The sequence below is a fragment of the Rossellomorea marisflavi genome, from assembly GCF_001274775.1.
Taxonomy (GTDB): domain Bacteria; phylum Bacillota; class Bacilli; order Bacillales; family Bacillaceae_B; genus Rossellomorea; species Rossellomorea marisflavi.
Map to the genome: position 1 here is coordinate 65,502 of NZ_LGUE01000006.1, position 15,391 is coordinate 80,892.

Genomic DNA, 15,391 nt, shown 5'->3' on the forward strand with positions numbered 1-15,391 from the left:
GTTCAGAAAGGGAAATATGAGGAAAATGAGTTTTTCTATTCGGCTTTTGTCGATTTATTGGTTAAAATAGAAAGGATGGCAACAACTCAAAGGAGAGAAATTTCATGACGATGCAGTATGCAGATGACAGTTTGGCTTTACATACAGACTTGTATCAAATCAATATGACGAAGGCTTATTGGGACGATAATTTTCATAATCGAAAGGCTGTTTTTGAAGTCTTCTTTCGAAAACTGCCTTTTGGCAATGGATATGCGGTCTTCGCGGGACTTGAGAGAATCATTGAGTTCGTGAAGAAATTCCAGTTTTCGGATAGCGATATCGATTATTTGAGGGAGCTTGGATATGAAGAGGAGTTCCTTCAGTACTTGAAGGATATGCGATTCACCGGGACAATCCGTTCCATGGAGGAAGGGGAGCTTTCCTTTGGGAATGTGCCGCTCCTTCGCGTGGAGGCACCGCTTGGCCAGGCGCAGCTGTTGGAAACCGCGCTTCTTAATATCGTGAACTATCAGACCTTGATCGCTACGAAGGCAAACCGGATCAAGCAGGTGGTACAGGACGAGGTGGTCATGGAGTTCGGCACACGTCGTGCCCATGAGCTCGATGCCGCCATCTGGGGGACGCGTGCCGCCTACATCGGTGGTTTCGATGCGACGAGCAATGTACGGGCCGGGAAGATCTTCGGCATGCCGGTGTCGGGTACACACGCCCATGCCATGGTACAGGCTTACCGCGATGAGTACACGGCTTTCCACAAATATGCAGAGAGCCATAAGGACTGTGTATTCCTTGTGGATACGTACGATACCCTCCGTTCCGGAGTTCCGACGGCCATCAAGGTGGCGAAGGAGCTCGGCGATAAGATCAATTTCAAAGGGATCCGCCTCGACAGCGGAGACATGGCGTACCAGTCCAAGAAGGCACGCAAGATGCTCGATGATGCGGGATTCCCGGACACGAAGATCATTGCGTCGAACGATCTTGATGAGTATACCATCATGAACCTGAAGGCTCAGGGTGCCCTGATCGACGTGTGGGGGATCGGGACGAAGCTCATCACGGCTTATGACCAGCCTGCCCTCGGTGCAGTCTACAAACTCGTGTCCATCGAAGGGGAAGACGGCAACATGCAGGATACCATCAAGATCTCCAGCAATGCGGAGAAGGTATCGACGCCTGGTAAGAAACGCGTGTACCGCATCATCAACTCGATCAATCACAAGTCTGAAGGGGAGTACATCGCCCTTGAGCACGAGAAGCCTCAGGAAGAAGAGCGCCTGAAGATGTTCCACCCTGTGCATACGTACATCAGCAAATTCGTCACGAACTTCGAGGCGCGGGAGCTGCATGTGGATGTATTCAAGGATGGAAAGCTTGTGTATGAAACACCATCCCTCGACAGGATCCGTACCTTTGTGAATGAAAACCTGGAATTGCTGTGGGATGAATACAAGCGTGCCATGAATCCTGAAGGGTACCCGGTCGATCTCAGTGATGAATGCTGGTCCAATAAGATGGAACTCATCCATGAAGTCAAAGCGTCGGTCAAAGAAAAATCAGTTGATATCAAGTAAGTTTCGTTGTTTGCGGGCATCATAAAAAGGTATACTTATGATGTAATAAAACCTAACATGGAGTGTGAATGATGGATTCTCTTCAAAAACAAATCGTAGAAGAAATGATGGTTTCACCGGAGATTGATCCCAAGGAAGAAATTCGACGCAGTGTCGATTTCATGAAATCGTATCTTAAGAAGAACTCGTTCCTCAAGAGTCTCGTTCTTGGCATTTCGGGAGGTCAGGATTCCACTCTCCTCGGGAAGCTCGCTTCGATTGCCATCACGGAACTGAACGAAGAAGCCGGTTCAAACGAATATGCGTTTTACGCCATCCGTCTGCCATATGGGGAGCAGGGCGACGCCCAGGATGCCATTGATGCCGTTAAGTTCATCGACCCGACGGATTCCTTGACCGTCAATATTAAAGCGGCTGTGGACGCAAGTGTCCAGACCCTGAAGGAAAGCGGCATCGAGATGTCGGATTTCGTGAAAGGGAATGAAAAGGCCCGTGAGCGCATGAAGGTTCAATTCGCTGTCGCTGCCGTGAAGAAAGGTGTCGTCCTCGGAACGGATCATTCTGCCGAAGCGGTGACTGGATTCTATACGAAGTTCGGGGACGGGGCCGCAGATCTTGTACCTCTATTCCGTTTGAATAAACGTCAAGGCCGCAAGCTTCTTGAAGAGCTCGGGTGCCCGGAACATCTCTATACGAAGAAGCCGACTGCCGATCTTGAGGAAGATCGCCCGGCTCTTGCTGATGAAGAAGCGCTTGGCGTCACCTATGAACAGCTGGATGACTATCTTGAAGGAAAAGAAGTTCCAGCTGACGCAAAGAAGGTTATTGAGTCCCACTACTTGAAGACTCAACATAAACGCCATCTGCCGATCACTGTATTCGATGATTTTTGGAAATAAGGAAAAAGCCGGTCCAGACGAATCTGGATCGGCTTTTTTTATGGCAACAGCAGGATTTTTCCTGTGCTTTTGCGGCTTTCAAGATATTCATGGGCTTTCCTGCCTTCACTCAAATGGAAGGTCGTCGGTTCAGATAGGGTGATGGAACCGTCTGTAATCCATTGGAACAATTCGGCGGAACGTTCCACCCGCTCTTCATGTGAGGTGAGGACATTCCACAGGTCTCCGCCCGTCAATGTTTTGGACGTATCCATGAGCATGCGGGGATCGACCGGTTCCGGGTCGCCGCCTGCCATGCCGAAGAATACGACTGTCCCCCCTGTACGTGTGGCCTGGAAGCTGCCGCTCAGTGTGGACCCGATGGATTCATAGGCAACATCGACACCTGCAGGGTAGACCTCCTTGACCTTTGCTGCCCAATCCTCATCGTATAGGAAGACGTGATCAGCGCCGATGGCTTTGGCCACTTCTGCCTTCTCCTTGGTCGATGTCAGGCCGATCACATGTCCGCCTAGGGACTTGATGATCTGTACGAGTAATTGACCGACACCACCCGAGGCAGCGTGGACCAGGGCGTGGTCACCGTCTTTGATGGAGTAGCTGTCCTTGGTTAAATAATGTGCGGTCAGTCCCTGTAGAAGGAGGGAAGCAGCCGTTTCAAAAGAGATAGCTTCTGGTACTGGAATGACTTTATCATGTGGAACGGCTACGAGCTCGGCGTTTGCATAGGGAACGTCGGCAAAAGCGATCCGGTCACCGATGTTTACGCCCTTTACATCCTCCCCGACCTTCTCGACGATGCCTGCCCCTTCATAGCCCAAGATGTAAGGTGGGTTCCCTGATAGATGATAGTTTCCTTTTCTCCGGTACACATCCGCGAAGTTGAGGCCGACAGCCTTCATCCTCACAAGTACCTCATTGCTGGCTAGAGTCGGTTCCGGAATATCTTGATACGACAGGACTTCCGGGCCTCCGAATCGTTCGAATACAAGTGCTTTCATAGGGATTACCTCATTTTTAAAAGATTGGCGCAGGTGATGAGCGCCGGTTTCACCATTATAATCCTTTTCCTCCTAACGACAAACTCGCAAAATCAGGAAGAAAATTTTAGTAGAATCTTCTCTCTGCCTCCCCGGTAATAAACAATTAATGGTAATATGGATGAATAGTAAGAGCTGGACGCGTCCTTGTAATCGGGAAACGTTCAGAAGGGTTTTCTGGATTTTAATCGAAAGTAAGTAGTAAGAAGTTAAACAAACGTTTGAACAAGACAGGGGCCTTGCGATAGAGAGCATAAATAGCAGGCTGCATGTATTGAAATAAGAAAAGGAAGGGGATAGTCAGATGGCAGAGCAATCATTGAATCCCAAAGTGGAAGGGATTATACAAAATATTGAGAAGGTCATGATCGGAAAACGTGAAGTGGCCGAGCTGAGCGTGGTGTCCCTGCTTGCCGGGGGGCATGTGCTGCTCGAGGATGTACCGGGTGTCGGAAAGACGATGATGGTGAAGGCACTGGCCAAGTCGGTGGGGGCGGACTTCAAGCGGATCCAGTTCACGCCTGACCTCCTGCCTTCCGATGTCATCGGGGTGTCGATCTACAATCCGAGAGAAATGGAGTTTACCTTCAGACCGGGTCCGATCATGGGGAATATCATTCTGGCGGATGAAATCAACCGGACATCACCCAAAACCCAGTCGGCACTCCTTGAGGGGATGGAAGAGAGCAGTGTGACAATCGACGGGATGACAAGGAAGCTCGATAAACCATTCTTTGTCATGGCGACGCAGAACCCGATTGAATATGAAGGGACCTATCCCCTTCCGGAAGCCCAGCTGGACCGATTCCTTCTGAAAATGAAAATGGGCTATCCTGAACCGGAAGAAGAGATGGAGGTCCTCAACCGGGCCCAAAAGAATCCGCCGATTGAAGATCTGGTACCGGCCATCACCCTTGCGGAACTGATCCAGCTTCAGGAGGAAGTGAAAGATATATTCGTTGACGATACGATCAAGAAATACATTGTCGATATCGCCCATCGGACGAGGATCCATGCCAACGTCTATCTCGGGGCGAGCCCCCGTGGGTCCATCGCCCTCATGAAAGCCTGTCAGGCGTACGCCTTCCTTAGGGGGCGGAGTTATGTGGTGCCGGATGATGTTCAGTTTTTGGCACCGTTCGTTTTCTCGCATCGGATCATCATGAAATCCGAAGCGAAGTATGAGGGGGTCACCCCGGAAGATGTCGTGGAAAGGGTCATCGCCAGGATGCCTGTCCCTGTTCAAAGGCTTGTGAGATAGATGAGGATGAAGCAACTGTTTCACACACTGTGGAAGATTGTTTTACTCCTGCTTTTCCTGGCGGCGTCCTTTTCCTTCGCCATGTTTCAGGGTGGGTTCGTCAGCTGGTTCCTTTTCTACAGCTTCCTCCCGTTTGCCGCCTATTCCATCATCGTATTCTTTTACCCCCTCCGTCTATTCAGTGTGGAGCGCGCGTTTGAATCCAATGAGCTGAAGGCAGGGGATGAGCTGAAGGTCACCATGACCATCAGGAGATCGGTACCGTTTCCCCTTTACTATGTGGTGATCGAGGACCAGGGGTCTGAGCTGTTGGCTTCACCCCTCGGTTGGAAGAAGAAGACCGTTGTCCACCCGGGCTGGAGGCGTGCATTCTCTTATACGTATACGATTGACCATCTCCCAAGGGGGGAGCATACCTTCTCTGCCCTGAGGGTGAAAACCGGTGATTTCTTCGGCATCTTCGAAAAAGAAGCGCTTATCCCCTGTGAAGATACGCTCCTCGTTTATCCCGGAGTGATCGACGTCCCGTATCGCTCCCTTGAGAACCGTTACGACCAGGGGATGACGAGCTCCAATGTGAAAATCCAGAAGGATACGACGATGGCGACGGGTGTAAGGGGATATCAGCCGGGGGACCGCTTTTCCTGGATCCACTGGAAATCCTTTGCCCGCACCAATGAGCTGATGACGAAGGAGTTCGAGGAGCGTCAATCCCATGACGTCCTCGTTGTCCTCGATCGCGAGGAATCAGCGGCCTTTGAACCGATGGTGACCTTCACCGCCTCCATCCTTCACTCCATCTCCCGCAAAGGGGCACAGGTCGGTCTGTTATCCCACGGTGAGGAGCGCACATTCTTTCCCATCAGGGGCGGGGAGGGACCGCAAAGTCAGATGCAGCATCATTTGGCGAAGGTCATGCCCGACAGTCCCGAACGGTTGGAACGCATGCTGAAGGGCGACCGTCTTCACAACGCCCAATCGGCTGCCGTCATCTTTGTCACCTCTACCATTTCGAAAGAAAAGATCCTGGCAATCAATGAATATGTGAAACAAAGCGGCTCGATCCTCCTTTTCCTGATCAAAAGGGAAGGGGAGACCGTCTCCCAGGAAGACAGGTCGCTCACTGCTTTTGCATCGTCACGTGGCGTGTCCATGAGGATATTATATGAACCGGAGTTTTCTTCGGCCTTTGCGGAGGTGAAGAGAGCATGAAGAATCAAACGCATCACCTGATCAATATCATCATTTACGGGTTGGGGTTCCTCCTTTTATGGGAATGGCTGCGACCCGTCGGGGCCATCACCGATACAGGGAGTGTAACGGCATTCGTCCTCTTCATCGCCATCGCATTCCTTCTGTCGTACTTCCGGGTTCACTTCTTGATCTCGGGGGCGGTGAAACTGCTTTATATGATCGTCGCCTTGAAGATCTGGTACTTTCCCGGCTCCATTCTCGACCTGACCTGGGTACAGGAGATGTTCGGGGAGATCGGATACAACACGGGCATGATGTTCGGTCGCGAATGGGGAAGCCTGACCTACATGTATCAAAGCCTGCTGTTTTTCATCCTTCTCTGGCTCATGACCTATCTGCTTCATTACTGGCTCATGGTGAGAAGGAGCATCCTGCTGTTTTACTTCATGACCATTACTTACATCTGCGTCATTGATACGTATACAGAGTATGACGGGAAGATGTCGATCCTCCGGGCGGTGATCATCGGCTTCATCCTTATGGGGATGCTTGCCCTTGAACGTCTCGTGAAACGGGAGGGGCTCGCTTTATTCCGGATCAACCGCAGGAAATGGATGGTGCCCCTCGTCATCCTCCTTGGATGCAGTTCCGTCCTTGCACTCGCTGCACCGAAGGCCGCTCCGATCTGGCCTGATCCGATCCCGTATCTGGAGTCGCTCTCTGCGAACGGCACGGGAATCGGCGGCGGGGGCAACAGCAAGGCGGGATATGATCCCGACGACAGCCGACTCGGCGGTCCGTTCGAAGCAGATCCGTCCGTCGTCTTCACGGCAGAAGTGACGGATGAACACTACTGGAAAATCGAAACGAAGGACTTCTACACGGGGAAAGGGTGGGAGCAGTCCCGTCCTGAGGATGAAGGGGAAGAAATGAATTTCCAGGCGGATGAGCTTGTCCCGATCGCTGATAATGCCGATCGTGGTAAAGGGGAAGAGGTCAAGGAAGAGAAGGTCATGATGGTCACGACCTATCCCCATATCCTTTATCCATATGGACTTGAGAAGATCGAAGGGAATGAGAACCGCTATTTTGCCCTGAATCCCGTGAGCGAAAAGATCACAAGCTATGAAGGAGGATCTGAGATCGAGCTGAATGAATACAGCCTATCTTATCGCCCTGCTTCTTATTCGTTGAAGAAAATGAAAGGCACAGGGGACGGGGATGTCGAGGCTGAAGGATTCTTGGAGCGATACACCCAGCTGCCGGAAGATCTGCCGGAACGGGTATCCCTGCTCTCTGAGGAGATCACCAAGGATAAAGACAACTGGTACGATAAAGTGAAAGCGATCGAGCAGTACTTCAGGGAGAACGGCTTCGTTTATGATCAGCAGGATGTGGCGGTCCCCGGGGCCGAACAGGATTACGTCGATCAGTTCCTGTTTGAAACCCAGAAGGGATACTGTGACAACTTCTCCACGTCCATGGTGGCCATGACCCGCTCACTCGGCATTCCTGCAAGATGGGTGAAGGGATACACAGAAGGTACATTCAGCAAGCAGGTCGATAAGGATTATCAGCTGTTTGAGGTCACGAACGACAATGCCCATTCCTGGGTGGAAGTGTTCTTCCCTGGTGTAGGATGGGTGCCGTTCGAACCTACGGTCGGCTTCAGCAACAATGTCCGCTACGCCTATGATCTCGAGCTCGATGATTCAGAAGGCGAGGAGACCCCAGCAGAGGATAAAGAAGAAACGCCTGCACCCGAGAGCCAGCAGCAGCAGCCGCAGCCGGACTTGGTAAATGAAGATTCCAGCGGTGTCGACGGGGCTCAGTCCTTTCTCCAGGAGCATACAGGTAAATTTTTCTTTGGACTGATTGCGATCCTCCTCCTGATCGGGGTTGGATACTACTTGAGAAGAAGATGGATTCCGTATCTCTACATCCTATATTACAGGACCCAAAAGTCGGAATCAGCTTTTCCGAAGGCTTATCTTGCCCTTGTGAAACAGCTGGAGAGGCATGGGGTGAAAATGGAGGATGGTCAAACCCTCAGAAGCTATTCCCACTATGTGGATACTCATTTCGGCACGTATGAAATGACGAGCCTGACCAATAATTATGAGCGCCTGCTCTACGGCCGGGACCTCTCGACGGAGGAATGGGTCAAGCTAAGGGAATTGTGGGAAAATTTAATTAAAAAGACAACCGGTTGACCGTCTTGCAAACAAAGTATAAAATGATGACAAAATCATAATAAGTTCGTTAGCATCCTTCGTATATCCTCGATAATACGGTTCGAAAGTATCTACCCGGTCACCTTAAATGACTGGACTATGAAGGCAGTGTTCTATTTTGGATATTTTTGCACCCAAAAACTAGAATCCTGCCTTTTTTTAAAGGCGGAGTCTAGTTTTTTTGCTTTCATGGAACGCTAACGGATGACGGAGGAGCATGCCTCATCCGGGCTCGATCGATAACTACTAATGAGGTGAACTGAATGCTTGGTAAAGAAGAATTGCACAATCAGGAAATGATCGTCGTACTCGACTTTGGAAGTCAGTACAACCAGTTGATTACAAGAAGGATCCGTGAGTTCGGTGTATACAGCGAACTTCATCCCCATACAATCACAGTCGAAGAAATCAAGGAAATCAACCCGACGGGGATCATCTTCTCCGGTGGCCCGAACAGCGTTTACGGTGATGGTGCCCTTCGCTGTGACGAGCGCATTTTCGACCTTGATATCCCGATCCTTGGCATCTGCTACGGCATGCAGCTCATGACGATGCACTTCGGTGGAAAAGTAGAAAGGGCCAAGCACCGTGAATACGGGAAAGCAGCCATCCAGATCGAACAATCATCCAAGCTGTTTGCCGACCTTGAGGACGAGCAGGTTGTATGGATGAGTCACGGCGACCTAGTTGTCGAAGCGCCGGAAGGGTTCGTAGTGAATGCCATCAACCCATCCTGCCCGATTGCTTCCATCAGCAATGAAGAGAAGAATCTTTATGCGGTTCAATTCCATCCGGAAGTAAGACATTCCGTGCACGGAAATGAAATGCTCAAGAACTTCGTCTTCGGTGTATGTGGATGCAAAGGCGACTGGTCCATGGAAAACTTCATCGATATGGAGATCGAGAAGATCCGTCAGACTGTAGGGGACAAAAAAGTCCTATGCGCCCTCAGCGGCGGAGTTGATTCATCCGTTGTCGCCGTTTTGATCCACAAGGCGATCGGTGATCAATTGACATGTATCTTCGTTGATCACGGCCTCCTTCGCAAAGGGGAAGCAGACAGCGTCATGAAGACATTCGCTGATGGTTTTGATATGAACGTCATCAAAGTGGATGCGCAGGAACGTTTCATGAACAAACTGAAAGGCGTATCTGATCCGGAACAAAAACGTAAAATCATCGGGAACGAATTCATCTATGTATTCGACGATGAGGCGACAAAACTCAAAGGAATTGAATTCCTTGCGCAAGGAACGCTGTACACAGACATCATCGAAAGCGGGACAGCCACTGCGCAAACGATCAAGTCCCATCACAATGTCGGCGGACTTCCGGAAGATATGCAGTTCACCTTGATCGAGCCGATGAACACCCTCTTTAAAGATGAAGTGCGTGCCCTCGGAACGGAGCTAGGTATTCCGGATGAAATCGTATGGCGTCAGCCGTTCCCGGGACCGGGTCTTGGAATCCGTGTCCTTGGTGAAATCTCCGAGCAAAAGCTTGAAATCGTCCGGGAATCAGACTATATCCTCCGCGATGAAGTGAAGAAAGCCGGACTCGAACGCGATATCTGGCAGTACTTCACGGTCCTTCCTGATATTCGGAGCGTCGGTGTCATGGGGGATGCAAGAACCTATGATTACACGATCGGAATCCGTGCCGTGACATCCATCGACGGGATGACATCAGACTGGGCGAGAATCCCTTGGGACGTTTTGGAGAAGATCTCCACGCGAATCGTCAATGAGGTCGATCACATCAACCGCGTCGTGTATGACATCACGAGCAAGCCACCAGCCACGATCGAGTGGGAATAGAGAAGTGTAAAACCCCTGCCATGGCAGGGGTTTTGTTTTTGATTGCGAACATTATTTTAAAAAACGTCGTGAATGTTCGTATTTCTCGTTGACGCATGGCAGGACAACTGGTACAATAGTACTGTAATCATCATTATATTAAAAAACTATTACGTCGTATAATTTCGGGAATAAGGCCCGAGCGTTTCTACCAAGCTACCGTAAATGGCTTGACTACGAGGTGATTGATGGGTGCCGTTTTGTCGGACCCATCCGTTATCTATATAGTCAAAAGCCCTGAATCGGTCGATTCAGGGCTTTTGATGTCGAAATCGCATACGACGGCTCTATAGGAGGAGTCTGAGTGAAGAGTTATTTCCAGTTTGACCAGTTAGGAACGAATTATAAGAGGGAGTTCATTGGCGGGCTGACCACATTCCTGTCCATGGCCTATATCCTCATCGTCAATCCGTTGACGTTGACGCTTCAATCTGTGCCAGATCTGCCGGATGCGTTAAGAATGGACCAAGGGGCGGTCTTCGTTGCGACGGCTCTTGCCGCTGCAGTCGGTTCCCTCGTCATGGGGCTCCTGGCCAAGTATCCCATAGCCCTTGCTCCGGGTATGGGGTTGAATGCTTTCTTTGCCTATAGTGTTGTGTTGACCATGGGGATCCCTTGGCAAACGGCGCTTACAGGCGTTCTATTCTCAGGATTGATCTTCATGGTGCTGACATTATCGGGTATCCGTGAAACGATCATCAATTCCATTCCTGCCGAGCTGAAGCTTGCGGTAGGAGCGGGAATCGGCTTGTTCATCACATTTGTCGGTTTCCAAAATTCCGGTATCATCGTCAAGGACGATGCGGTTCTTGTAGGACTTGGTAATCTGGCAAGCGGTCCGACACTTCTTGCAGTATTCGGTATCATCATAACGGTCATCCTGATGACCAGAGGTGTGAACGGAGCGATCTTCATCGGTATGGTCGTGACAGCGATTGTCGGAATGATCGTCGGCTTGATTGATAAACCTGACGCGATCGTGAGTGCAGCCCCGAGCCTGGAACCGACATTCGGTGCAGCTCTCGGTCCAATCTTCAATGACCCTGGAACGTTATTCACGCTTCAAATGCTCACCGTCATCCTGACCTTCTTGTTCGTTGATTTCTTCGATACGGCCGGAACCCTTCTGGCTGTAGCCAATCAGGCTGGACTGACAAAAGACAATAAACTCCCGCGTGCGGGTAAAGCGTTGTTCGCAGACTCATGTGCAACCGTCGTTGGAGCAATTCTCGGAACATCCACAACGACTTCTTATATCGAATCTTCTGCAGGGGTAGCGGCAGGAGCGAGAACCGGGTTCGCCTCGGTTGTCACGGGTATCCTGTTTGTTCTCTCGATTTTCTTCTTCCCGCTTCTCGGCGTCATCACCGCACCGGTGACGGCACCGGCCCTCATCATTGTGGGGGTGCTCATGGTATCTGCCATCGGGGATATCGACTGGAAGAAGTTCGAAATTGCTGTCCCGGCATTCCTGACGATCATCGCCATGCCGCTGACTTACAGTATTGCTACAGGGATCGCCATCGGCTTCGTCTTCTATCCGATCACCATGATCGTGAAAGGGCGCGCGAAGGAGATTCACCCGATCATGTACCTTCTGTTCGTCATCTTCATCCTGTACTTCATTTTCTTGGCGTAATGCCCGGCACCGATCCTAAAAGGGTCGGTGTTTTTATGATCAGAAATGAATGCGCATCCAAGAAAGGGCGGGTTTCCCACTGCTGGGAGAAAAAAGTTGCAGACAGGGGAATTGAAAAAACTAGCAGGTTTCGTTAGAATCAGGGAACGAGCAACAGGCGGAAATGATGGGGAGAAATGACGATGTCTATCTTGAACGTGAAGAAAGTACTGAATAATAATGTTTTGATCGCCGAGCATGCCGCATACGGGGAAGTGGTCCTGATCGGCAAAGGGATCGGATTCAACCGGAAGAAGGGAGATCCCATACAGAATGACATTGCCGAGAAGATGTTCGTTCTGAAGGGGGAGAAGGAGCAGGAGCAATATAAGAATCTCCTTCCTTTCCTGAACGACGACATGTCGAGTATCATCATTTCGGCCATTGAACTGATAAGGGAGAGGACCAATTCCTTCTTGAATGAGCATATCCACATTGCTCTCACCGACCATATCCTTTTTGCTATCAACCGCCTTATGAGAGGCATGGAGATCCGCAATCCCTTCCTTGTGGAGACAAGGACGCTTTACCCGTTTGAATATGAAGTTGCCAGGGAAGTAGTCGAATTGATCAATGACCACACGGAAGTGAACCTGCCTGAAGGGGAGATCGGCTTCATCGCCCTTCATATTCACAGCGCGATGATGAATAAAGATCTCTCGGAGATCAACCAGCATTCTCAACTGATCGCACGGTTGACCGGCATGATCGAGCAGCAGCTCGAAGTGAACATCGATAGGGACAGCATCGACTACGTGAGGCTCGTCCGCCATATCCGGTATACCATTGAAAGGGTTTTACGGGGTGAACGGGTAGAAGAACCAGAAAAGATTGCAAACCTATTGAAAGAAGAATATCCACTCTGCTATAATCTATCTTGGAAGCTGATCAAGATGATGCAGCAAACATTGAAGAAACCAGTATATGATGCAGAAGCGGTCTATCTGACGATGCACCTGCAGCGTATTCAAAGTAAAGTGAAATAGTCATTTATCTCTTACGTGTAACTGATTCGATCAGGCATGAGTGAAGAAGATAATTGAAACGCCTATTTTGGGGTAGTCTATCCCTATGCGTTTCAGTATCCTCTTTCCTCATGCCTTTTTTGTTTGCATCCATCATCTCGTTCATTCTAAAAACTAACTAAATGGAGGAACCTTTTATGTTTAAAAAGGCTTTCGGGGTTTTACAAAAAGTCGGTAAAGCATTGATGCTTCCGGTCGCAATCCTACCGGCTGCAGGTCTCTTGCTTGCTTTTGGTAACGCTCTCCAAAACCCGACACTTTTAGATATCGCGCCATTCTTGAGTAATGGCGGAGTTGAAACCGTTGCCGGCGTCATGGAAAAAGCAGGGGGAATCATCTTTGATAACCTGCCGCTTCTATTCGCTGTCGGTGTCGCCATAGGACTCGCGGGAGGGGACGGGGTAGCAGGTCTTGCCGCTATCGTCGGATTCCTGATCATGAACGCGACCATGGGAACAGTGGAAGGACTTGAAATCAAAGACGTGACCGGAGACAATGTCGATCCGGCCAATGCCTTGGTCCTTGGAATCCCTACTCTGCAAACCGGGGTCTTCGGGGGGATCATCGTCGGGATCATAGCCGCCACGATGTACAATCGATTCTTTAAAATCGAGCTCCCGTCCTATCTTGGATTCTTCGCAGGTAAACGTTTCGTTCCGATCGCCACGGCAGTATCATCCGTTATCCTAGGATTGATCATGCTGGTTGTATGGCCGCCGGTACAAGATGGACTCAACGCATTCTCGAACTTCATGCTTGGTGAAAACCGCGCATTCGCCGCTTTCATCTTCGGTGTGATTGAGCGTGCACTCATTCCATTCGGGCTTCACCATATTTTCTATTCACCATTCTGGTTCGAATTCGGATCTTACACCTCTGCAGCAGGAGATGTGGTCCGGGGGGATCAGGCCATCTTCATGAAGCAGATTCAGGACGGCGTACAGGATCTTACTGCCGGTACCTTCATGACCGGTAAATTCCCGTTCATGATGTTCGGTCTTCCGGCTGCAGCTCTTGCCATCTATCACGAAGCGCGCCCAGAGCGTAAAGCAGTAGTGGCAGGTATCATGGGTTCTGCTGCCCTGACATCTTTCTTGACAGGGATCACAGAACCACTCGAATTCTCATTCTTATTCGTAGCTCCTGTCCTGTTCGGTATCCATACGATCTTTGCCGGACTTTCCTTCCTGACCATGCATCTCTTGAATGTAAAAGTCGGGATGACATTCTCTGGGGGATTGATCGATTATGTTCTATTCGGTCTTCTTAACCCGCAAACCAACGCATGGATCATCATTCCGGTAGGATTGGTCTTCGCACTGATCTACTACTTCGGTTTCCGATTTGCCATCAGGAAGTTCAATCTCATGACGCCAGGTCGTGAAGAAGTAACAGATGAAGACGATGCACCTGCTGGAACAGCAGAAGAACTTCCTTTCAACATCCTGGAAGCAATGGGTGGACAAGAGAATATCTCTCACCTTGACGCGTGTATCACCCGTCTTCGCGTACAAGTAAATGATGTGAAGCAAGTCGATAAGAACAGATTGAAAAAACTCGGTGCTTCTGGTGTGCTTGAGGTAGGTAACAACATCCAGGCAATCTACGGACCGAAATCAGACGGCATCAAATCCCAGATGCAAGATATCATCAGTGGTAAAACACCACGTAAAGTCAAAATCGATACAGATAAAGAAGTGGAACAACAGGTGGAAGAAGTGAACCCTGAAGCGCTCCGTACGTCTGATGAACAGCGTGCCGAACGATTCGTCGCACCAATCACGGGTGAACTGAAAGACATCACTGAAGTTCCGGATCAAGTATTCTCAGGTAAGATGATGGGTGACGGATTTGCGATCCTTCCTGAAGAAGGAATGATTGTTTCCCCAGTGGACGGTAAAATCGTCAATGTCTTCCCGACAAAGCACGCCCTTGGAATTGAATCAAAAGGCGGCCGTGAGATCCTCATTCATGTTGGGATCGATACGGTTAAACTTCAAGGGGAAGGATTCGAAGCGCTTGTGAAAGAAGGGGACCAGGTAGAAGCCGGTCAGCCACTGTTGAAAGTGGACCTCGATTTCATCAAGGCGAACGCACCTTCCATCATCACACCGATCGTCTTCACCAATCTGAAGGAAGGTCAGCAAGTGACCTTGAAATCCCCAGGTAAAGTGAATCGAAATGATGAGGACATCATCGGAATCGATTGATCTATATAGAAGGAAAGGCCTTCCCTTGCACACGGGGAAGGCCTTTTTATATGGATGAAACAAGGGAATCTAGCAATGAAATGATAGAAATGAAATTAATTCTATTAAAAGTATTGACGGGTGCCGATAACCTTGATATACTTTAAAAACCGTCGCAGGAAGACAGCGAATAAACACATTCGAGTGTAACACTCGAAAAAAACAATTCGAAAAAAGTGTTGACAAACACTTAGTCAAACTGGTATGATGGTTAAGTTGCTCCAAACGAGCGACAAACATTTGAACCTTGAAAACTGAACAAAACAAGACAAACACGTCAACGTTAATTCTAGTTTTTTTATAAGAGCTATTCAAACTTTTTATGGAGAGTTTGATCCTGGCTCAGGACGAACGCTGGCGGCGTGCCTAATACATGCA

Annotated in this window: 10 protein-coding genes, 1 rRNA gene and 2 riboswitches; of the genes, 10 read left to right on the forward strand and 1 reads right to left on the reverse strand. The window is 49.6% G+C overall.

Annotated elements, in window-relative coordinates; translation table 11 throughout:
- Positions 1-104 precede the first annotated feature (104 nt).
- Together AF331_RS18085 and nadE are read left to right on the forward strand one after the other, a co-directional pair.
- Complete coding sequence (locus AF331_RS18085) at positions 105-1,577, forward strand: nicotinate phosphoribosyltransferase (protein ID WP_053429459.1); 1,473 nt, start codon at positions 105-107, stop codon at positions 1,575-1,577.
- Positions 1,578-1,648: 71 nt separating this feature from the next.
- A complete protein-coding gene (gene nadE, locus AF331_RS18090) occupies positions 1,649-2,476 on the forward strand; it encodes an ammonia-dependent NAD(+) synthetase (protein ID WP_053429460.1) in 828 nt (275 codons plus the stop codon).
- A 38-nt stretch (positions 2,477-2,514) separates the two neighbouring features.
- On the opposite strand, the gene AF331_RS18095 is transcribed toward nadE, so the two are convergent.
- Positions 2,515-3,477: a quinone oxidoreductase family protein gene (locus AF331_RS18095; RefSeq protein ID WP_053429461.1), complete on the reverse strand. Its 963-nt coding sequence runs from the start codon at positions 3,475-3,477 to the stop codon at positions 2,515-2,517.
- A 343-nt stretch (positions 3,478-3,820) separates the two neighbouring features.
- Here AF331_RS18095 and AF331_RS18100 point away from each other — a divergent pair, with 343 nt between their 5' ends.
- From AF331_RS18100 to AF331_RS18135, 8 genes are all read left to right on the forward strand, one after another.
- A complete protein-coding gene (locus AF331_RS18100; RefSeq protein WP_053429462.1) occupies positions 3,821-4,777 on the forward strand; it encodes an AAA family ATPase in 957 nt (318 codons plus the stop codon).
- Between the two features lie 6 nt (positions 4,778-4,783).
- Positions 4,784-5,989, forward strand: coding sequence for a DUF58 domain-containing protein (locus tag AF331_RS18105; protein WP_235576436.1), 1,206 nt, complete (start codon positions 4,784-4,786; stop codon positions 5,987-5,989).
- On the forward strand, positions 5,986-8,184 hold the full coding sequence (locus AF331_RS18110) for a DUF4129 domain-containing transglutaminase family protein (protein WP_053429464.1): 2,199 nt from the start codon (positions 5,986-5,988) through the stop codon (positions 8,182-8,184). Before AF331_RS18105 ends, AF331_RS18110 begins: the two co-directional genes overlap by 4 nt.
- Positions 8,185-8,223: 39 nt before the next feature.
- A riboswitch (purine riboswitch) is annotated at positions 8,224-8,325 on the forward strand.
- Between the two features lie 143 nt (positions 8,326-8,468).
- Positions 8,469-10,022: a glutamine-hydrolyzing GMP synthase gene (guaA, locus tag AF331_RS18115; RefSeq protein ID WP_053429465.1), complete on the forward strand. Its 1,554-nt coding sequence runs from the start codon at positions 8,469-8,471 to the stop codon at positions 10,020-10,022.
- Between the two features lie 134 nt (positions 10,023-10,156).
- Positions 10,157-10,258, forward strand: a riboswitch (purine riboswitch).
- Between the two features lie 107 nt (positions 10,259-10,365).
- Entirely contained in the window at positions 10,366-11,700 is a 1,335-nt protein-coding gene (locus AF331_RS18120; protein ID WP_053429466.1) for an NCS2 family permease, read from the forward strand.
- Positions 11,701-11,882: 182 nt separating this feature from the next.
- Positions 11,883-12,725 carry a glucose PTS transporter transcription antiterminator GlcT gene (glcT, locus tag AF331_RS18125; RefSeq protein WP_053429467.1) on the forward strand — a complete coding sequence of 281 codons (843 nt, stop codon included), beginning with the start codon at positions 11,883-11,885 and terminating at the stop codon, positions 12,723-12,725.
- 176 nt (positions 12,726-12,901) lie between these two features.
- Positions 12,902-14,974, forward strand: coding sequence for a glucose-specific PTS transporter subunit IIBC (gene ptsG, locus AF331_RS18130; protein ID WP_053429468.1), 2,073 nt, complete (start codon positions 12,902-12,904; stop codon positions 14,972-14,974).
- A gap of 358 nt (positions 14,975-15,332) precedes the next feature.
- A 16S ribosomal RNA gene (locus AF331_RS18135) occupies positions 15,333-15,391 on the forward strand; the annotation flags it as partial.

Excerpts from the sequence above, each read along its gene's own strand:
- AF331_RS18110 (WP_053429464.1), top strand. The coding sequence starts at position 5,986 with ATGAAGAATCAAACGCATCACCTGATCAATATCATCATTTACGGGTTG.
- glcT (WP_053429467.1), top strand. The coding sequence starts at position 11,883 with ATGTCTATCTTGAACGTGAAGAAAGTACTGAATAATAATGTTTTGATC.
- AF331_RS18085 (WP_053429459.1), top strand. The coding sequence starts at position 105 with ATGACGATGCAGTATGCAGATGACAGTTTGGCTTTACATACAGACTTG.
- AF331_RS18095 (WP_053429461.1), bottom strand. The coding sequence starts at position 3,477 with ATGAAAGCACTTGTATTCGAACGATTCGGAGGCCCGGAAGTCCTGTCG.
- ptsG (WP_053429468.1), top strand. The coding sequence starts at position 12,902 with ATGTTTAAAAAGGCTTTCGGGGTTTTACAAAAAGTCGGTAAAGCATTG.
- nadE (WP_053429460.1), top strand. The coding sequence starts at position 1,649 with ATGGATTCTCTTCAAAAACAAATCGTAGAAGAAATGATGGTTTCACCG.
- AF331_RS18100 (WP_053429462.1), top strand. The coding sequence starts at position 3,821 with ATGGCAGAGCAATCATTGAATCCCAAAGTGGAAGGGATTATACAAAAT.
- AF331_RS18105 (WP_235576436.1), top strand. The coding sequence starts at position 4,784 with ATGAAGCAACTGTTTCACACACTGTGGAAGATTGTTTTACTCCTGCTT.
- guaA (WP_053429465.1), top strand. The coding sequence starts at position 8,469 with ATGCTTGGTAAAGAAGAATTGCACAATCAGGAAATGATCGTCGTACTC.